18 protein-coding genes and 1 tRNA gene are annotated in these 19271 nt (G+C 62.5%); 9 read left to right on the top strand and 10 right to left on the bottom strand.

Translation table 11 applies throughout. The annotated features are described in order from the left end of the window. Nucleotides 1–25: 25 nt before the first annotated feature. The 7 genes from glf to JO965_RS02355 form a co-directional block, all read right to left on the bottom strand. Complete coding sequence (gene glf / locus JO965_RS02385; protein WP_203442127.1) at nucleotides 26–1180, bottom strand: UDP-galactopyranose mutase; 1155 nt, start codon at nucleotides 1178–1180, stop codon at nucleotides 26–28. 6 nt (nucleotides 1181–1186) lie between these two features. Next, a complete protein-coding gene (locus tag JO965_RS02380) occupies nucleotides 1187–2389 on the bottom strand; it encodes a glycosyltransferase (protein WP_246776718.1) in 1203 nt (400 codons plus the stop codon). 206 nt (nucleotides 2390–2595) lie between these two features. Next, nucleotides 2596–2907, bottom strand: coding sequence for a polyhydroxyalkanoic acid system family protein (locus tag JO965_RS02375; RefSeq protein ID WP_203442125.1), 312 nt, complete (start codon nucleotides 2905–2907; stop codon nucleotides 2596–2598). A gap of 222 nt (nucleotides 2908–3129) precedes the next feature. Continuing rightward, nucleotides 3130–3435, bottom strand: coding sequence for a hypothetical protein (locus JO965_RS02370; RefSeq protein ID WP_203442124.1), 306 nt, complete (start codon nucleotides 3433–3435; stop codon nucleotides 3130–3132). Between the two features lie 74 nt (nucleotides 3436–3509). Further along, nucleotides 3510–3866, bottom strand: coding sequence for a hypothetical protein (locus JO965_RS02365; RefSeq protein WP_203442123.1), 357 nt, complete (start codon nucleotides 3864–3866; stop codon nucleotides 3510–3512). A 58-nt stretch (nucleotides 3867–3924) separates the two neighbouring features. Then, nucleotides 3925–4344 (bottom strand): septal ring lytic transglycosylase RlpA family protein, encoded by a 420-nt coding sequence (locus tag JO965_RS02360; RefSeq protein ID WP_246776717.1) that lies wholly within the window; start codon nucleotides 4342–4344, stop codon nucleotides 3925–3927. A 478-nt stretch (nucleotides 4345–4822) separates the two neighbouring features. Further along, nucleotides 4823–6244, bottom strand: a complete 1422-nt coding sequence (locus JO965_RS02355; protein WP_203442122.1) for an MATE family efflux transporter — start codon at nucleotides 6242–6244, stop codon at nucleotides 4823–4825. Nucleotides 6245–6389: 145 nt separating this feature from the next. On the opposite strand from JO965_RS02355, the gene JO965_RS02350 reads away from it, so the two are divergent. Together JO965_RS02350 and JO965_RS02345 are read left to right on the top strand one after the other, a co-directional pair. Then, nucleotides 6390–7367 (top strand): amidoligase family protein, encoded by a 978-nt coding sequence (locus JO965_RS02350; RefSeq protein WP_203442121.1) that lies wholly within the window; start codon nucleotides 6390–6392, stop codon nucleotides 7365–7367. Continuing rightward, the gene (locus JO965_RS02345) at nucleotides 7364–8065 is read left to right on the top strand and encodes a gamma-glutamyl-gamma-aminobutyrate hydrolase family protein (protein WP_203442120.1); all 702 of its coding nucleotides are present in this window, start codon (nucleotides 7364–7366) and stop codon (nucleotides 8063–8065) included. The genes JO965_RS02350 and JO965_RS02345 overlap by 4 nt, the downstream gene beginning before the upstream one ends. Here JO965_RS02345 and JO965_RS02340 read toward each other — a convergent pair whose 3' ends face one another. Beyond that, nucleotides 8066–9580, bottom strand: coding sequence for a response regulator (locus JO965_RS02340; RefSeq protein ID WP_203442119.1), 1515 nt, complete (start codon nucleotides 9578–9580; stop codon nucleotides 8066–8068). It lies immediately after the preceding gene. Nucleotides 9581–9713: 133 nt separating this feature from the next. Here JO965_RS02340 and JO965_RS02335 point away from each other — a divergent pair, with 133 nt between their 5' ends. The 4 genes from JO965_RS02335 (at nucleotide 9714) to JO965_RS02320 (ending at nucleotide 15011) form a co-directional block, all read left to right on the top strand. Next, complete coding sequence (locus tag JO965_RS02335; protein WP_203442118.1) at nucleotides 9714–11969, top strand: glycoside hydrolase family 3 N-terminal domain-containing protein; 2256 nt, start codon at nucleotides 9714–9716, stop codon at nucleotides 11967–11969. 206 nt (nucleotides 11970–12175) lie between these two features. Continuing rightward, a complete protein-coding gene (locus JO965_RS02330) occupies nucleotides 12176–12967 on the top strand; it encodes a YoaK family protein (protein WP_203442117.1) in 792 nt (263 codons plus the stop codon). Between the two features lie 41 nt (nucleotides 12968–13008). Beyond that, nucleotides 13009–14100, top strand: coding sequence for an AI-2E family transporter (locus JO965_RS02325; RefSeq protein ID WP_203442116.1), 1092 nt, complete (start codon nucleotides 13009–13011; stop codon nucleotides 14098–14100). Nucleotides 14101–14171: 71 nt separating this feature from the next. Continuing rightward, entirely contained in the window at nucleotides 14172–15011 is an 840-nt protein-coding gene (locus JO965_RS02320) for a DUF1206 domain-containing protein (RefSeq protein ID WP_203442115.1), read from the top strand. Nucleotides 15012–15033: 22 nt separating this feature from the next. On the opposite strand, the gene JO965_RS02315 is transcribed toward JO965_RS02320, so the two are convergent. Then, nucleotides 15034–15110: transfer RNA gene (locus JO965_RS02315), tRNA-Arg, on the bottom strand. Between the two features lie 153 nt (nucleotides 15111–15263). On the opposite strand from JO965_RS02315, the gene JO965_RS02310 reads away from it, so the two are divergent. The 3 genes from JO965_RS02310 to JO965_RS02300 all read left to right on the top strand — a co-directional run bounded on the left by JO965_RS02310 (nucleotide 15264) and on the right by JO965_RS02300 (nucleotide 18216). Beyond that, the gene (locus tag JO965_RS02310; RefSeq protein ID WP_203442114.1) at nucleotides 15264–15476 is read left to right on the top strand and encodes a sugar phosphorylase; all 213 of its coding nucleotides are present in this window, start codon (nucleotides 15264–15266) and stop codon (nucleotides 15474–15476) included. Between the two features lie 379 nt (nucleotides 15477–15855). Continuing rightward, entirely contained in the window at nucleotides 15856–16671 is an 816-nt protein-coding gene (locus JO965_RS02305) for a thermonuclease family protein (protein WP_203442113.1), read from the top strand. A 102-nt stretch (nucleotides 16672–16773) separates the two neighbouring features. Then, nucleotides 16774–18216 carry a M48 family metalloprotease gene (locus JO965_RS02300; protein WP_246776716.1) on the top strand — a complete coding sequence of 481 codons (1443 nt, stop codon included), beginning with the start codon at nucleotides 16774–16776 and terminating at the stop codon, nucleotides 18214–18216. Nucleotides 18217–18304: 88 nt separating this feature from the next. Here JO965_RS02300 and JO965_RS02295 read toward each other — a convergent pair whose 3' ends face one another. Continuing rightward, nucleotides 18305–19177 (bottom strand): RNA polymerase factor sigma-32, encoded by an 873-nt coding sequence (locus JO965_RS02295; RefSeq protein WP_203442112.1) that lies wholly within the window; start codon nucleotides 19175–19177, stop codon nucleotides 18305–18307. Between the last annotated feature and the right edge of the window lie 94 nt (nucleotides 19178–19271).

The following is a 19271-nucleotide window of genomic DNA, read 5'->3' as shown; positions in this document are numbered from 1 at the left end:
TGCGAAAGCTCGGGAGCACAGTCTCTTACGAGACCCTGGCCGCCGATGGCGACATGACCTTCACCGAGGTGGTGTCAGCACCGACAGGCAGGGATTCGTTGATGCGCCGGAAGGTGGCAAGCGCCTGACCGACGATCTGGTCCATGTTGTAGTAGCGATAGGTGGCCAGACGGCCGACGAACCACACGTCGGGCGTCGCCAGGGCGAGCCGCTCGTATTTCTTGAACAGTTCCTGATTTTCCGCCTTCGGGATCGGATAATAGGGATCGCCCTCGGCGGATGGATACTCGTAGGTAAGCGCCGTCTTGGCATGCTCCTGACCCGTCAGGTGCTTGTACTCCGTGATGCGGGTATAATCATGGGTCTGCGGATAGTTCACCACACCCACGGGCTGGTGCCAGGCCTTGTCGAGCGTCATATGCTCGAAGCGCAGCGAACGGTAAGGCAGCTTGCCGAACTGGAAATTGAAGTATTCGTCGATCGGCCCGCAATAGATGACGCGGCGATGGGGAACGACGTTCTTCACATCGTCGTATTCGGTCTGCGTCATCACATGGATATTCGGATGCCTGAGCATCTTCTCGAACATCCGCGTGTAGCCGTGCTTCGGCATGAACTGGAACTCGTCCGTGAAGTAGCGATCGTCGCGGTTCGTGCGTGTCGGCACACGTGAGGTCACGGACTTGTCGAGTTCCGAAGGATCGAGCCCCCATTGCTTGCGGGTATAGCCACGGAAGAACTTTTCGTAGAGCTCTCGTCCGACGACGGAGACCACCACATCCTCCGATGTCCTGATCTCGCCGATCTTTTCCGCCCGTTCGGCAAACCAGTCCTGAAGCTGCTCCGACGTGAGGTTCAACCCATAGAGCTTGTTGACCGTATCGAGATTGATCGGGATCGGCACGAGCATGCCGTCGACTTCCGCCAGCACCCGATGCTCGTAGAAGCGCCATTCCGTGAACCGGGAAAGGTAGTCGAGGATCTGCTTGGAATTGGTGTGGAAGATATGCGGGCCATATTGATGGATCAGCAAGCCATCATCGTCGTAGCGGTCATAGGCATTGCCGCCGATATGAGGACGGCGATCGATGAGAAGGACGCGCTCGTTACGCTCGGTGGCAAGACGCTCCGCCAGGACGCTGCCTGCAAAGCCTGCGCCGACAATCAACCAGTCGTACATTCCAGATCACTCCGCAGGCGTCGCGACATAAACAGGAAGAGAGGAAGCAGGATGATCGGTTGTCGTGTCGCCGGTGGCATCTAGCATGAGCTTGTGCATGGAGGCCCAGGTCTTGTCCCAGGATCCGGCCGCCAGATGGCGGTCGACTTTGGCGAGCCACGCCTCCTTCGGCCGGGCCAAGATGGCCTCGGTCTTGGCAACCACCTCCTTTGCGTCCTTGGCGATCTCGACGAGGCCTTTTTCGCCGTAAGGCCGCACCACATCGGTGATCGGCGTCGAGACGACCGGAACGCCGGCCGCCAGGAACTCGGGTGTCTTGGTCGGGCTGATGAACTTCGTCGCCTCGTTCAGCGCAAAATTCATGAAGCCGACATCCCAGCCCGACAGGTATTGCGGCAGTTCATTGTAGGATTTTCCGCCGAGCCAATGAATGTTGGGCCGCTGCGGCAGCGTCGAAGGGTCGATCTTCACCACTGGACCAATCATGACGAACTGCCAGTCGGGGCGCAGATCGGCGACTTGAGCCAGGAGATCGATGTCCATGCGCTCGTCGACGACGCCGAAGAATCCAAGGCGGACATGCGGAATATGCGTCTGATCGTCGGGATCTCTGTCGATCGAGCGCGCTTGAGAGAAGTGCTGGAAGTCGATGGAGGACGGGAAACCGTGGACACTGCGGTGACGATGGCGCTTGGCCTCGTAAAGGCTCATGCCGCCGGTGAAGACCAGATCGCAGCGGGCGAAGAGCGCATTTTCCAGATCGAGCAATTGCTGCGATGCGCCTCGAAAGAGCGAGAGCTCATCCATGTTGTCGTAGACGCACAGATCACATTCGAGATCGCTCGTGAAGGCCATGGCCATCGGCGTGTAGTACCAGAACACGCGCGATTTCGTGGCTTCACGGCCAATGAGCTCCTCGATCAGGTCATGCTGCTCGGCGATAATGTCGTCATGCAACAGCCCCTCCGGCAGAACCGGCACGGCGATCGTGACGTCCTGCGGCCGCTCGCTCACATCCATATGCGGCTTCACGCCTGCCTTGAAGATCGGCTCTTCGATGAACAACACGTCGTAATGCTTGACGGCACGGCTTAAGAGATGCTGCGGGCGCTGCCAGACGAAATCCCAGCGAAGATGAGAGAAGCAGACGAGGAGAGGTTTTTCCGAATCGGCTTTGGCAGGGGAACGAAAGGCACGGGACTGCGTCATCAAACGCTCATGCATAGCGCGATCCTCAAATACATGGGTCTGTCACGATCGGACGAAAAAACCGGTCCAGGGTGAATTAGGCGATGTTTTAAGTGAAGCGCTCCAGCGAAGGGTCGCGGTCGCAATCGATTACACAACGCAGACGATGCCATTTGGTTCCATCTACGTTCATCTTCATGAACAGCTATTCATGGCTATAGCTGCCATCACTTCTTTTCGAGCATCAGTGTTCCCTGCTTCTGGATGAAGGTCTTTGCCTTCTCCGCAATCATCGCCAAAATCCAGGGTAATTGCACTTCAACGCGGACCTGATCTTGCATCACCTCAAGGTATCCGTTGACGTTCTGGCCCATGGCGCCGACGCGGAAATCCATACGGTTTCCGCTCCAGGTTTCTTCGATGGAAGCGACCTTGTCCCCGAACTGGGATTTTAGACCTGTCATGCCGCCGTGAAGCCTCCGCATCGCTTCAGCCTGGCCGAGATTGTGGGGAATGGAAACGATCAGTGGCTTGGCCATTGTGGTGCTCCGCTTTTCATCGACAAGCGAGGCAGTGCGGCTCGGGTTCCCGAGCACCGACCCCAAAAGTGAAGAGCACTTTTGGGATGGATCCGACGCTCATTTTTAATTGGCGCATCGTTCTCGCGGACCCGGAGGGCCGCGTCAGCGAAAACCGGAACCACTTTCCGCTGGCGTGGCCCTTCGGGTCGCTGGCGCGACCCTCTGCGTCCGCACGAGGCACTACAGCATTTCCACCTTGATCGCGCGTATCGCGATGGTCTCCTGCTCGAACCGACGCTCCAGATCGGCGCGGTAGCGTTCCCACCAGGGATGATCGAGTTCGCGCGCCATGACCTCGAACACGACGATATCGTCATGAGATGTATGGCCGCCTTCTTTCCAGACGCCTTCCGCCGGCGCACGGGTGAAGCTCGTGATGCCACCGAACCGCTCGGACAACTCCGTGCGAACCCGTGCATAAACCGCGCGGTCGAGACGGCGGCCCCGATTGTCGGCAAGCGGCAGAAGAATCTGAACCAGATGCATTGGCATCCCCTGAAGCGCCAGCAATTGGCAGGAAATAGTTCAGGGAATGAAAAAGGCGAGTTCTTCGCTTCGCGTCACGCCTGCAGGGCGGCAAACAGCTCGCTATCCGATTTGGACCATTCGTCGTCGATCCGATAGCGGCTCGTCGGTTTCGAGACGCGCCAGGGGCACGCCATGGACGCATGGATCGCCTCGGAGGGACGAAGCCGACGTGCCGTACCATCCGCCTGCATTTCATCAATCACGACGAAGCCGAAGATGGTGAGCCGTGTAGCCATGACCTTGGTTGCATGATCGCCCGCCTCGATCGGTAACGAGCCCGCGGCATAGACCGCATCCATCAGACTTCGTTGATCGCGATGAGGATTGACTGACGAGCGTGCGCCCGGAAAGCGGATGACGTTCGTCGGCTGAGACGATCTCGATTCCATGTAAGCAACCCTTGGTCCCGAATCGGGCCAAGAATCGCCGGAAGGGATTAAGAAGCGCCTAATCGAGCCGATGCAAAGACACGTAGCCCGTGCCGGCGGCCGTCAGTCCGAGAGCCAGAGCAGGACCCTTGGCGAGGTCGATGATTCGCCGATGGGCAAAGGGGCCGCGGTCGTTCACCCGGACGACCACCGAGCGGCCATTGGTTTCATTCACGACCTTGAGTCTCGTACCGAATGGCAAGGAGCGGTGAGCCGCCGTCATGTCATTGGAATTGAAGCGCTCGCCACTGGCTGTTTTCCGACCGTGGAAGCCCGGCCCATACCAGGAAGCCGTGCCGCGCTGAAAGGCTTTGCTTGTCTCGAAATTCGCTTGTGAGATGGATCCTGTGGTGGCGGGATCGTTGGAGGCGGTCGTATTGCACGCCGCGATGAAAAGTAGTGGCACCATTGCAGATGTGCGGGTGAGGATGTTCTTCAAGGTCTCACTCCCCTTGCGTTTTGCTTGGAAGTGAAACTGAGCCTTAAGAAGGCAAGAATAAGGCGGTGGAAATTTTTCTACGCTCGCTCATCCTTCAGAGAGAGGGAATAATTCGAAATACTAGCCTGAGAAATTTATTATCTGCGCTGATATAGCCTGAATAATGTTTCTTTTCCGCAAAGGAAAACCATCACTATTTGATGATTTCGAACCGCTGCCTCTGGTCGAAAAGCCAAGGTGATCTAGTTTAGTCCGCTATCGTTCTGCCGGCCGGGCCGCGCGAGCCGTGATCTGGAGTGCCGCGAAGGCGAAATCGCATGCTTGGCGCCCGGCGATGGGCGCACTAGCGCATCGTGCGGACCCAGAGGGCCGCGTCAGCGAAAAGTGGACCCGGTTTTCCGCGCCGAACGATGCGCCCTTCAAAGAGTGGAGCATCGGATTGAATCCCAAAAGTGGGTCCACTTTTGGGTCCGATACTCTAGCTCGCGAAAGCTTCCTGAACGTCCCGCGGGGTGGCCGTGACAAGCCCGAGCCTGTCGCGGCGCAGCCAGCGCCACAGCATCAGCAGAGCCACGACCGCAAGGGCGCTGGCGAGCCCGATCCAGATGCCGACTCCGCGAAGGCTGGTGCCGAAGGCCAGGATGGCGCCGAGCGGCAGACCGATTCCCCAATAGCCGAAGGCCGCGAAAAACATCGGAACGCGGGTATCCTGCAATCCGCGCAGCATCCCGGCGCCGACCGCCTGCGCGCCGTCCGCCAGCTGGAAGATGGCCGCCAGAACCAGGAATGAGCGCGCCAGATCGACGACGAGCGCGTTCTTGGGGTCGCTCACGTCGAGGAAGGCGCCGATCAGGAGATGGGGCGCGAACAGCATGAGCGACGCCGTCACGGCCATGAAGCCGGTGCCCAGTGCAAAGGAGGTCCAGCCGGCGCGGGTGACGCCTTCTGCATCCTGTGCGCCATAGGCCCGGCCCACGCGCACCGTCACGGCCTGCCCGATTCCGAGCGGGACGGAGAAGCAGAAGGAGGCGATCTGCAGGGCGATCGCATGAGCCGCCAGCTCGCTCTCGCCGAGACGGCCCATCAGCATGGCGGCCGCGTTGAAGATCGTCACCTCGAAGGTGAGCGTGAGGCCGATGGGAAGGCCGATCTGCCAGAGGGTACGATAGCGCGGCCAGTCGGCCCGCCAGAAGCGCCCGAAGATATGATAGCGCTTCAGTCGGGGATGAAAGGCAATGACGAGGGCAAGCGCCACGAACATGAAGGTGCTCGAGATCACCGTGCCGAGACCGGCTCCGATCAGCCCGAGGGCCGGCAGACCGAAGGAGCCGAACATCAGCGCATAGGCCGCGGCGAAGTTGACCGGGATGGCGAGCAGGCCGATGAACAGGGCCCAGCCGGGCCGCTCCAGGGCCGCCAGGAACGAGCGCAGCACCAGGAAGAGCAGGAAGGGCAGAAGACTCCACTGAAGCGCCCGCACATACTGGCCGGCGCTATGCGCAAGTCCGGGCTCCTGCCCGATCGCCAGCAGGAGCGTCTCGCCATTCCACATCACGATCCAGATCGGGATGGCGACGGTGGCCGACGCCCAGAAACCCTGGCGCACCGTGCGCCGGACCTCGCGCACGGAATGGCGCTTGCGACCGAGCTCCTCGGCGATCATCGGCGAGGTCGCATTGACGAGGCCGATGCCGAAGATCAGGAAGGCGAAATAGACATTGGTGCCAAGCGCACCCGCGGCCAGCGCCTCCGATCCCATCCAGCCCATCAGGATGACGTCGGATGTGATCAGGGCCGTCTGCGCAAGGGTTGCAAGCACCAGCGGCCAGCCCAGAGTCAGGGTCGCGCGCAGCTCTGCCAGCCAGGCGGCTCGCTCAAAGGTCGAATCTCTCGAAATCATGATGCTGGGCTTGTAACCAACCCCAGGCCGGAAAGCCACACCCGCCGGGCCGGGGCCGGAAGTCTCCCAGATCGAGGAACCTGAGCGGAAGTGCACCCGTTCCCCTCAGCGCTCACGTTTTCGTGTTGTTTTTCCGGAGTTTTCGATGGCGCAGCCTGCGCTCTCAACCGAGATCGATTTTGCCCTGCCGCCGGTCCTGCACAACGAGCAGGGACAGATGCGCACGGTCGGAATCGAGATCGAGTTCGTGGGCCCTTCCGCCGAGAAGACCGTGCAGGCACTGCAGGAGGCTCTGGGTGGGCGTCTCATCGAGGAAGACCCGCATGCCTTCGCGTTGAAGGAATCCGCTATCGGCGATCTGACGGTGGAACTCGACAGCCGGATCCTGCACCCGGGCAAGCAGGCCGGAACGCAAAGGGGCGTCCTGCCCAAGATCGCCGCCCTGTTCGGCTTTGCGGCGCGCTATCTCGTTCCATGCGAACTCGTCACGGCGCCGATCGCCATGGACCGACTGCAGGAACTCAACCGGGTCCTGACGATCCTGCGCGGGGTCGGCGCCAAGGGCACGCAGGATGCGCCATTCTATGCCTTCGGCCTGCATTTCAACCCGGAAATCCCGCGCCAGGATGCGGCGACCCTCGCGGCCTTCATGAAGAGCTTCGCGCTGCTCAATCCCTGGCTCCGGCGCGAGGCCTCACCGGATACGACCCGCAATCTTCTGGGCTTCGCCGATCCGTTCCCGGCCGAATACGTCCGCAGGATCGCGGATCCGGGATACTGGCCGGACATCCCCGCCTTCACCGACGACTACCTCGCCTTCAATGCGTCCCGGAATCGGGATCTCGATCTTCTGCCGCTCCTGCATCATTTCGATGCGGGGCGGGTGCGTGCGGTTCTGCCGAACGAGAAGATCAACAGCCGCCCGACTTTCCATTATCGTCTGCCCGATGCACGCGCGAGCGATCCCGGCTGGAGCATCGCACCGGACTGGAACCGCTGGGTCTGCGTCGAGCGGCTGGCAGGCGACCGGGGGAAACTGGATGCGGTCGGCTCTGCCTACCTGTCGTTCGAGGGCGAGGACAAGAGCTGGGCCAACGTGGTGGAGCAGATCGTACGGTCATGACGAGCCCCCTGATCGGCGTCACAACATCGAGGCAGGGTGGATGGCGCAGCTACCTGATGCATCGGCTGGCGCTCTATCGCGCCGGCGCGCGCTCGGTCCGGCTCGTGCCGGGGGATCCGATGCCCACAGAGCCGCTGCAGGGCCTCGTGATCGGCGGCGGCGACGATATCGGTGCGGAGATCTATGGCGGAAAGGTTCTGCCCGACGTGCGCATCGATCCAGAACGCGACAAGATGGAGCTCGGCCTGCTCAAGGCCGCACTTCCCGCAGGACTGCCGATCCTCGGCATCTGCCGCGGATCGCAGATGATCAACGTGGCGCTCGGCGGCACCCTGCACACGGACATCTACGAAGTTTATGTCCAGGCGCCGAAGATGCGCACCGTCCTGCCGCGCAAGACCGTGTCCATCGCGCATGGCTCACGATTGGACCGAATCTTGAGCTGCAATCCCTGTCAGGTGAACGCACTCCATCACCAATCCGTCGACCGGCTCGGACAGGGTTTGAAGATTGCCGCCCAGGACGAAATCGGCATCGTGCAGGCCATCGAGAGCGAGGGCGCGCCGTTCCTGCTCGGTGTTCAGTGGCATCCGGAGCTTCTGGTCTGGAAGAAGCCGCAGCAGCGATTGTTTGCGGCTCTCACCGCCGCGGCGCGAGAGGTTGTAGCCCCTCTCTCCGCAACAGTCCTCACATCGTGACTACCGTGCTCGCCGCGAGGCGCGCGGAAACAATGGGATCACCTTGTTGTCGCTCTGCGCATTGAGGTGGCGCTGGATGGCGACATGCAGGTCGCGGCTGACGATGGGCTTTTGCAGCAGCGGGAACTCGCTGTCCTCGCCGGTGACGACTGGATTGCCCGTAATCAGCAGTACCGGCAGGTTCGGAAGGACCTGCCGCACTTCGCGTGCCAGCATGACACCGTTCATCGTGCCGGGCATGGCGACATCGGCGAGCACGATCGCGGGCCTGCGCGTGTTCAAGGTCTTCACGGCCTGCGCGGCATCGGTGGCGATGCTCGTCACATAACCGAATTCTTCCAGGGTCGATTGCAGCGCGAGCGCAACTTCGAGCTCGTCGTCCACCACGAGGACTTCCGTGTGGTTCTGTACGCTCTCGTCGGGCGCCTCGTCCTCGCTCAGCGGACCGGGCGGCAGCAGGGTGGCTGCATCGGCGCGCGGAATGTAGAGAATGATGGAGGTCCCCGTTCCATCCCGGCGCACCTCCGAGGCGCCGCCGAGCCCCTGCAGGAAATGCAGGCTCTGGCGCAGGGACAGCCAGGACGAGAGATCGAGATCCCGCAGGGCGAAGGCCTGTTCCAGTTCGGTCTCCGGTGCCTGGCGTGCCTCCTCGGGACCGGTGCTGCGGATGGTGAGCTGCACGAAATCGCCCTCGCGCGCCAGATCGGGCAGCGAACCCTTTTCGACCTGAACGTTGCGGGCTTCGAGCGTGATGGTGCCCCCTTGAGGCAGGGCGTCCCGAACATGGGCACTCAAGGTCACGATGGCGGTCTGGATATCATCGGGATTGGCCTCGATGGACCAGAGATCCTCCGCGAGAGAGAGGCGCAGTTCGACCGTGTCGCGCAACAGCGAACGGCTCATCAGTTCGGCCACGGAACTGACCTGTTCGGCAATGTTCACGTATTGCACCTTCGACTCGCCCTGGCGGGCAAAGGCGGTCGATTGGGCGAGGAGCTTGGCGGCCTGATCGGAGGCCACAAGGGCCGAGAGCAGTTTTCGTTGCAGGATCGGCTGATCCTTCAGCTGGCGCGCCGCCGCATCGATATTGGCGCTGATCACCATGAGCCGGTTGTTGAGGTCGTGGGTGATGCCGTCCCGCAGCCGGTCGACGGCCTGCGCCTTCTGCATGCGGCGCAGCGCATCGTCCTCGTCGGGTGCTGGCATGTCCTCGAAAGCGGAGAAATCAGCGAATGGAGGAAACGACGCGACAGGTGGCTCGAACGGAGCCACGGTCACATCGTCGAACACGGAATACTCGTCGGAGAGATTCTCCTGCTCTCCGGGATCCCGCCTGACCTGACGTCCGATCACGAAGGGAAACCCGGCGGCGAGCAGCAGAAAAAGCCCCGCCGAGGCAGCAACGAGGGCTGAATTCCTGACATAGGCAGCCGCCGCCAGCGCGAAACCCGACATGATCAGGGCGCAGGACAGGCTTAGCAGGGACAGCTTCAACGACACAGGCAGCAGATGCATAAGGCTTTTCTAAAATATGATTTGACCTGGCAGCCCCCAGACGCCACTTGCACGACTTATCTTATGTAGCACGAGCGGGCGGCAAGCGAGGGAACCTCGCGATAAAGTGTTATTGTTCCAAAAGGAGATAATTGTGCGGCTTTCTGATGTCCCTGGCTTGACGCAACTGACGCTTGCATTGGCTATGATGGCTCCATTCCTCCCGACGGCAGGCGCCCAAGAACCCAAAGAGCAATCCATCGAGCGCCGCGTGAACGAGCTTCTTGGGCAGATGACCCTGGAGGAGAAGGTCGGCCAGCTGAATCTTGTCTCACACGGTCCGCCGCTGCGCTGGGAGGACATCTCCGAGGGCAAGGCCGGTGCCCTCCTGAACTTCAACAGCGCCCAGGATGTGGCACGCGCCCAGGCCCTGGCACGCCAAAGCCGCCTCAAGATCCCGCCGCTCTTCGGCCTCGACGTCCTGCACGGATTCCGCACCCAGTTTCCGCTTCCTTTAGGGGAGGCTGCCGCCTTCAGCCCGCGCATCTCCCGGCTCGCCTCCGAATGGGCCGCGAAGGAGGCGTCTTATGTTGGGGTGAACTGGACCTTCGCGCCCATGGCCGACCTGTCACGCGACAGCCGCTGGGGTCGCATCGTCGAAGGATTTGGCGAGGACCCCACGCTCGGCGCTGCGCTGACCGCCGCTCGCGTCGAAGGCTTCCGCAAGGGCGGCCTTGCCGCAGCCGCCAAGCATTTCGCGGGCTACGGCGCGCCGCAGGGCGGACGCGACTACGACACCACCTATATCCCGCGCGCAGAGATGTACGACACTTACCTGCCGCCGTTCCGGGCGGCTGTGGAGGCGGGCACGGCGAGCTTCATGGCCGCCTTCAATGCCTTGAACGGCGAGCCTTCGACGGCCAACCCATGGCTGCTGACGGATGTGCTGCGCACCCAATGGGGCTTCGACGGCTTCGTCACCTCGGATTGGGTCGGCATCGGCGAACTCATCAACCACGGCATCGCGGCGGATGGCGCTGAGGCGGCCCGCAAGGCGATCCTCGCCGGCGTCGACATGGACATGATGGGCCTGCTCTACATCAAGCACCTGCCCGACGAGGTGCGCGCAGGACGCGTGCCGGAGAGCGTGATCGACGAATCCGTGCGGCGCGTGCTGCGCACCAAATTCCGCATGGGCCTGTTCGACCGTCCGGATATCGATCCGACCCGTCTGGATTCGGCCTTCCCCTCGCCGGAATCGCGTCAGGTTGCCCGTGAGGTCGCCCGCGAAACCTTCGTGCTGCTGCAGAACCGGGACAATGTGCTGCCGGTGCCGCCAAGCGTACGCTCCATCGCCGTCGTCGGACCGCTCGCCGACGCGCCACACGACCAGATGGGTCCTCACGCCGCGCGCGGTCACAAGGAGGACAGCGTTACGATTCTCGAAGGCATCCGCCGCCGCGCCCAGACCGCTGGAATATCGGTCAAGCATGCGCCGGCCTGCGACCTGTTCTGCCGTAATACGGATGGAGTACCGGCAGCTCTCGAGGCCGCGAGGCAATCGGATTTCGTGATCGCCGTCTTCGGCGAGCCGCAGGAATTGTCCGGCGAGGCCGCCTCTCGCGCCCATATGGAGCTCAACGGCAAGCAGATCGAAGTACTGGAGGAACTCGCCAAGACCGGCAAGCCGGTCGCTCTCGTCATCATGGGTGGCCGCCCGCAGGTGCTGGGACCAGTGGCGGACCGTATCCCGTCGATCCTGATGGTCTGGTATCCGGGCACGGAGGCAGGCCCTGCCGTGGCCGATGTGCTGTTCGGCGATGTGAGCCCGAGCGGCAAGCTGCCAGTCACGTGGCCACGCGCCACGGGACAGATGCCGCTCTATTACAACCGGCTTCCCACCGGACGCCCCACTCTGCCGAACAACCGTTTCACCCTGCACTACATCGACGAGGCGATCACGCCGCTCTATCCTTTCGGCTGGGGCCTGAGCTACACGCAGTTCGCCTATTCCGGTGCGACGCTGGCACGTAAGCAGCTCGATGAGAGCCAGGTGCTGGAAGTCTCGGTCAACGTGAAAAACACGGGCGCACGGGAAGGCCAGGAGGTCGTGCAGCTTTATACCCGCGACCCGGTAGCAAGCCGCAGCCGTCCCTTGCGCGAGCTGAAGGCCTTCGAGAAGATTGCGCTCAAACCCGGTGAGACGAAGCAGGTGACCCTGCGCGTGCCCGTCGAGTCGCTCGGCTTCCACCTCGATGACGGCACCTATCTCGTCGAGGCCGGCACCATCCAGGTCTTTCTCGGCGGTTCTTCGCTGGCGGATCCCGTCGGCGAGGCCGAGATCCTCAGGACCTTCCGCATCCCGCCCATGGATCGGCGCGCCTCGGCTTCAACCACCGTCGCGCAATAAGCAATAAGCAGGAACGCAGAAGCTGCCCGGTCCCCGGCGTCCGGGCAGCCTTTCGGTCTATTGAATCTGAGCAGGGATCAGCGCTAGAGCGTCGGACCCAAAAGTGGACCCACTTTTGGGATCTGATCCGATGCTCCGCTCTTTGAAGAGCGCATCGTGCGGAAAACCGGATCCACTTTTCCGCACGATGCGCTAGGCTGAAGCTTATGAGCGCTCAGTCGACGAATCCGGAACACCGCGATTTCACGATCCGGTCGGTGAAGACCATCGCCGCTTCCGAACGAACAGGAGTGGCCGATACGCTCCTCGGCATGGCTCTCACCTTCGTCGCAGGCGCCATCAATGCCGGGGGTTTTCTGGCCATCGGCCAGTATACCTCGCACATGTCGGGCATCATCTCCGCCATGGCCGACAACATGGCTCTTGGCTCTGTCGGCCTCGTGGGGCTCGGCCTTGCGGCCTTCCTGCCCTTCGTCCTCGGCGCGGCCTGTTCGGCCATGCTGATCAACTGGGGGCGACGCCATCACCTGGGCAGCCGCTATGCCATGCCGCTGATGCTCGAAGCCTTCCTTCTTCTGGCTTTCGGATTGTTGGGCTGGCTCGCTCATCCATCTCCTGGCTTTGTCGCAATCGCCGTGCCTCTGCTCTGCTTCATCATGGGCCTTCAGAACGCCACCGTGACGAAGATCTCGGGCGCACGCATGCGCACGACCCATGTGACCGGCATCGTGACGGATATCGGCATCGAACTCGGCAAGCTGCTCTACTGGAATCGCAATCCGCATAATCCGGACCGGGTCCTGGCGGATCGTGACAAGCTGCGCCTGCTCGTCCTCCTGTTTGCATCCTTTTTCATCGGCGGCGTCATTGGCGCTATCGGGTTCAGCCAGATCGGCTTTCTGTTCTCGCTGCCCCTTGCTCTCCTCCTGCTGCTGCTTGCGGGACCGCCCCTCGCTGAGGATGCTGCGGCCCTGACCCGGCGAATGACGAAGAGCTGACCCGCCATTGGCGGGCATGCCGGGGCCCCTAGATTCCCGATATGCTAGAGCGAGCACCAGCCTCCTCACAGCGAACCGACTCTGCTCTCGATGCACGCCGGACGGCACGGCTTGTCGGCGCGGCGTTCCTTCTGGTGCTGGCTCTCTGGATGATCCAGTCCTATCTGATCGCGCTCGGCTGGGCCGCGATCATCGCCATCAGCGTCTGGCCGCTCTACCGCCGAATCCAGGCCCGTCTCGGCGGATCGCGCATGGCGGCACCGCTGCTCGTCACGGCAAGTCTCGCTGTGCTTCTCCTGATTCCCGTCGCTCTTGTACTTACTGAAATCGGCCGGGAAGGTCAGTTCGCGATGCGATGGCTGACGGAATTGCAGCAAAACGGCGTGCCCGTGCCGGATTGGGTTCATGGCCTGCCCCTCATCGGTCGGCATCTCGACGCTTGGTGGCAGACCCACTTGGCACGGCCTCACTCCGCCGAGCAGATCCTGAACGACATCGACAGGCAGACCGTGACCGGATGGTCAAGAACGCTCGGCGGCGCGCTGCTGTCGCATCTCTTTCATGCTTGCCTCACCTTCCTGACGCTCTTCATCCTGCTGCGCAGCGGCGACCGGATCGGCGGCCATGTGCTCGCCATCATCGACCGCTGGTTCGGGGATCCCGGTGAACGTCTGGCGGAGGGCATGGCGGCCGCCGTGAGGGGAACGGTCAACGGAACGATCCTCGTTGCCGTGGGCGAAGGCATCTTGATCGGCATCGGGTACATGATAGCCGGCGTGCCGAACGCCGCCCTGTTCGCGGTTCTCACCACCGCCTTCGCCATGCTGCCCTTCGGGGCATGGTTCGCCTTCAGTGCTGCTGCCATTGTGTTTGTCCTCACAGGTGGCACCATCGTCGCGGCGGCCGCAATCATCGGATGGGGCGCTATCGTCATGCTGATCGGCGACAACATCATCCAGCCTGCCTTGATCGGCGGCACGGTCCGCCTCCCATTCCTGTGGACCCTGCTCGGCATTCTCGGTGGCCTCGAAACCTTCGGTCTGATCGGCCTTTTTCTCGGCCCCGTTCTGATGGCCGCGCTCCTGACGATCTGGCGTCAGCAGAGTGGATCCGTCGCGGACCATCCTTCCTGAGGGAAGCCGGTCATCGTGAGGAACATCCGTGACGGCGAGGCGGTTCACCTCTGACAGAAGGAGCCGCATCCATGCCCACGACCCGCCAGAACCCCGTCGAGACTTTAGCCCGTCTCGGCTATGGTGCGCGGGGCGTGGTGTACGGGCTTGTCGGCGGACTGGCCCTTCTCGCCGCCATTGGATCGGGGCGCGGGACTGGAGGCAGCCGCAGCGCTCTGCAGACTCTCCTCGCTCAGCCTTTCGGCAAAGTCTGGCTTGTTCTCATCGCCCTGGGTCTCTTCGGTTTCTGTGTCTGGCGTATTCTGGAAGCGCTGACCGATGCCGACCATCGCGGCTCGGACATGAAGGGGTGGGGCGTCAGGGGCGCCCATCTGGCCAGCGGTATCATCTATGCCGGTCTTGCCATTTCCACCCTGAATCTCGCCCTCGGCCGGGGCTCCGGCGGCGGTGAGGACCAGGCCGCCCAGGAATGGACGGCCTGGCTGATGAGCCAGCCCTTCGGCCAATGGCTGGTCGGTCTCGTCGGAGCTGCCGTGGCAGGGACAGGCCTCGCCTTCATCTGGAAGGCGTGGCGCGGCGATGTAACGGAACGTCTGTCGCTGCCTGTCGACAAGAGAAATTGGATCGCCGCTCTCGGCCGCATGGGCTTTGGCGCCCGCGGTGTCGTCTTCCTGATGATCGGCGGCTTCCTGATCCTGGCCGCCCTTCACGCTTCGTCTTCGGAAGCCCACGGCCTCGGCGGTGCCCTCCAGGCCCTGCAACAGCAGCCCTATGGCTGGGTGCTGCTGGCCCTCACGGCCCTGGGCCTCTTCGCCTTCGGCCTTTTCGGCCTCGTCCAGGCCCGCTACCGCCACATCGACGCCCCCGATCTCGACGACGCCAAAGCCGCCGTCGCACGGGTGGGACGATAAGGAATGACATTTGCCGAAAAACTGGCGATCCCGGGAAGACTCGAACTTCCGACCTTCGGTTTAGGAAACCGCTGCTCTGTCCTGCTGAGCTACGGGACCGCTTGAGACCACGGGATGTAGCATGGTCGGCATGGTCATTCCAGGGGGTTGAAGGCCTGGAAAGCTGCCCCACACGCGACGACGAAGATCCCGCGGAATGTCCGAAGGAACTCCACTTGGCCCGACCGGTTGTGAAGGAACCGGAGGCATATCATGGCGCAGACGCTTCGCGATTTTCTGAAACAGGTCGAAAATCTTCCCCCCGACACCCTTCTTTGCGTCGCCGAGGTGGATGAGGCGTTCGCCACCCATGTGGCCGAGATCGAGATCATCGATGATGCGAAGGCGCAAAATCGTAAAGCGGAAGGCACCGAAGCCGTCGAACTGGGCAATGGCCGCCAGAGGGTCGTGGTGATCCGCTGGTAGGGACCTGAAAAGTCCGCTCCTCTCCTGCAGAAACCAATCGATCTTGGCCGCAACGTTTGACCCGGATGGCCATTGATCCCCGGCAAACGACGATCCGACCGCATGCTATCGCCTGCCTCGCCGTTGCCCGATCGAAACTTTCAACCCGTTAGGACGACACGATGGTCAAGGACATTCCCGGCACCCGGACGAACCCTGAAGGACTCGCAGGCGGCAAGCAGGGTAGCGCGACCCATTAGGAGAGCCGCGATCACAACAAACACAACAATCCGGGCCAGGGTGGGCACAAGCCGCAGCAGCCCAATCCGGCACAGGAAAAGCATTGATCCGGCGCGACCAAGCGTAGCCGTTTTATGCGAGACGGGTATGATCCTGTCCCATGATGGGATCGACCCTGCGGATTTTCCTGGGCGCGAGCCTCGGGACCGTTTTGGTGGTCTCGCCGGGCTGGGCCCAGCCTGTTTCGCCGCAAGCAAAGACAGTCTGCACCGCCGAGGCGCAGCCTGATCGGCTGCAAGACCTTTCCTCGGAGGGCGATCTCATTCTCGTCTCGGGCGGCCTGGCAAAGCTCGCCGGTCTCCGGCTGTCGGATACGCCGCCCTATCGCGATCAAGCCCTGGCTTGGCTGCGGGCCCGCTTCAATGAACCGGTCCTTGTTCACGCCGTGGCCGGTCCCGACCGCTGGAACCGGAAATCCGTCCGGATCCGATCCCTGGACAGGACCTCGCCGCTCGATTGGAGCCACGGCCTGATCGAAACAGGTCTGGCGATCACCGATGCCGGCCTGGATGAAGTCTTCTGTCAGCCCGAATTGCTCGCCCTCGAGGCCACGGCCCGCGAACGACGCCTTGGTCTTTGGGCCGATGACCGCTATAAGCCGATGGATGTCAATCAACCCGAGCGTCTGCGGGACCGAATCGGCAGCTTCGCGCTGGTCGAGGGTCGCGTCAGAAGCATCGGCGAGCGTAGGCAACGCACCTATTTGAACTTCGGGGGGCACTGGGCAGAAGATTTCACGATCATCATCCCGAGGAGAACCTGGAAACAGATGTCGGACCGCGGCATGGGCGCCGAGGCGCTCAAGGGTCAGCGGATCAGGGCCCGAGGCATTTTGCAGTCTTGGCAAGGGACAGCTCTTTCCATTGTCATACCGGATATGATCGAGCGTCTTGAAGGCGGCCGTCTGCCACGATGAACGAGCATGAGCACAACACGTCAGACAGGTAGCGCATCGTGCGGAAAAGTGGTCCCGGTTTTCCGCTTTAAACGATGCGCTCTTCAACGGCAGGAGCATCGGATGAATCCCAAAAGTGCGTCCCACTTTTGGGTCCGATGCCCTAGCCTCCGGATCCTCGCCGGTGTCACGCTCGCAGCGCTCCTTGCGGGCTGCACAGGCTTTGGCGGAGACATTTCACTGCCTGCCAATGCGCCGCGGGTGATCGGCCCGGACCGGGACCGTGACCATATCCGGCTCGTGCGGGCCTTCGGCGGCGAAGGCCGGGCTCCGCAGCTCCAGCAGATGCTCACCGATGTGACGAACCGGCTCGTCATGGCCACCGACAGGCCCGACGAGGCCTTTCAGGTCACGATCCTCAACTCGCCGGTGGTCAACGCCTTCGCCCTGCCCAACGGCCGCCTTTACGTCACGCGCGGGCTCCTGGCGCTCGCCAACGATACCTCCGAGGTGGCGGCCGTGCTGTCGCATGAGATCGCCCATGTCACCCTCCGCCACGCCTCTCAGCGTAGCGAGCTGCAGGCCCGTTCGGACCTGATCGAGCGCGTGGCCGAGAATGTGCTGAACGACGCCGAGGAGGCCGCCATGGCGCAGAGCCAGGCCCGATCGACTCTGGCGAGCTTCTCGCGCACACAGGAACTCGAAGCGGATCAGACCGGGGTCAAGGTTCTGGCCCGGGCCGGCTTCGACCCTTACGGCGCCCCGCGCTTCCTGACCGCTCTGGGGCGCTCGGGCACGAGTTCGGACACATCGACGGCGGAGCGAAATGCCTCGCATCCGCGCACCGACGATCGCGTCTCCCGGGCACTCCAGGCCGCGCGGCGTACGGGCATGCAGGGAACCGGTGAAACCGGGCGGCTTGCCTATCTGACGGCCCTCGACAGCCTCGCCTACGGCGACGATCCTGCAGACGGCGTCGTGAAGGGCCGCCGCTTCATCCATTCGAGGCTCGGCGTTGCCTTCGAGGCACCGGACGGCTTCACCCTGGAAAACACCTCTCAGGCCGTACTCGGCTCCTCAGGTGACGGCGAGCGGCGCCTCCTGTTCGACGCGGCCGATACGCCGGAGGGGCAGAGCCTGGAAGATGTGCTGCGCTCGACCTGGACGGATACGGTCGAGCCCGGGACCCTGACGACCGGGATGGTGAACGGTCTGCCTGTGGTGACCGCCCTGTCCAACGGCAAGGAATGGACCTTCCGCCTCTCGGCCATCCGGATCGGCAATACCACCTATCGCCTCATCATGGCGACCCGCGGGAACAGAGGAGACCTGGAAGGGATCTTCCAGCAGACCCTGAACAGCGTCCGTCAGGTGCAGCCCGACGAGGCCCGGCGGATCAGGCCCCTGAAGCTGCAGGTCGTCACCGCTCAGCGGGGCGACACGGCACAGACTTTGGCCGCCCGGATGCCGGTCGACCGGGCGCTTGAGAAATTCCTGCTTCTCAACGGTCTCGATCGGAACGCCGCACTCAAGGTGGGCGAGCGCTACAAGATCGTCGTGGAATAGCCTTTTCGGCTCCCGAAAAAGATCGGCGAGGCGGATACCCGCCTCGCCCAAAAATTCCGACATCGAGATCCGGGGGAAGTCCGGCGCCCTACACGAAGGCGCCCGAGGCCTGCGGGTACTTTTCCACCAGGGCGCGCTTGAGCTTCTCCAGAGCGCGGTTCTCGATCTGACGCACGCGCTCCTTCGAGATCCCGAGCCTGTCGCCTAGGAACTCCAGGGTCACCTGCTCGTCGGCGAGGCGGCGGGCACGCAGGATCCGCAATTCGCGCTCGTTGAGAACTTCCAGCGCCTGCTGCAGCCAGAGCACTCGGCGCTCGGTATCGATCACGTCACTGACGCTCTCGTCCGGCAGCGGGCTGTTATCGACGAGGAATTCGACGCGCTCAGCGGAATTTCCCGGATCGGCGTCCAGGACCGGGGCATTCAGGGACGTATCGGGAGCCGAGAGACGGGCGTCCATCAAGGCCACATCGGCCTTCGATACGCCGATCGCCTCGGCGATCTTCTCATGCACGTCGGAGGAGATGCGCTCCTCTCCGCCACGGGTCAGGCGAGCGCGCAGGCGGCGCAGATTGAAGAAAAGTGCCTTCTGAGCGGAACTCGTTCCACCGCGAACGATTGACCAATTGCGAAGGATGTAATCTTGCACGGAGGCACGGATCCACCAGGTCGCATAGGTCGAGAAGCGGACTTCGCGCTCAGGCTCGAACCGGGCAGCGGCCTCGAGAAGACCGACATGGCCTTCCTGGACGAGGTCGGCCATCGGCAGGCCGTAATGACGGAAGCGGGCTGCCAGCGCGATGACGAGGCGCATATGGGCAGCAGTCAGTTGGTGAAGCGCCGCTTCATCGCCGGCCTCTTTCCAGCGCACGGCAAGAAGGTGCTCCTCTTCTCTTTCGAGAAAAGGTGCATTCATGGCTGCGCGGACAAACCGGCGGCGAACCCCTGAGATTTCTCCCATTGTGTGCTCTCCCTTGGCAGAGACACAACGAGCGAGGCCGCAAAAAGTTCACTCCCAACAGCCAAGTTTCGCAAAATAGATTCCCGCCTTTGAA

The sequence above is a fragment of the Microvirga sp. VF16 genome, from assembly GCF_016864375.1.
Taxonomy (GTDB): domain Bacteria; phylum Pseudomonadota; class Alphaproteobacteria; order Rhizobiales; family Beijerinckiaceae; genus Microvirga.
The sequence above is the reverse complement of the archived record's forward strand: the minus strand, read 5'-3'. Positions and strand labels throughout refer to the sequence as shown.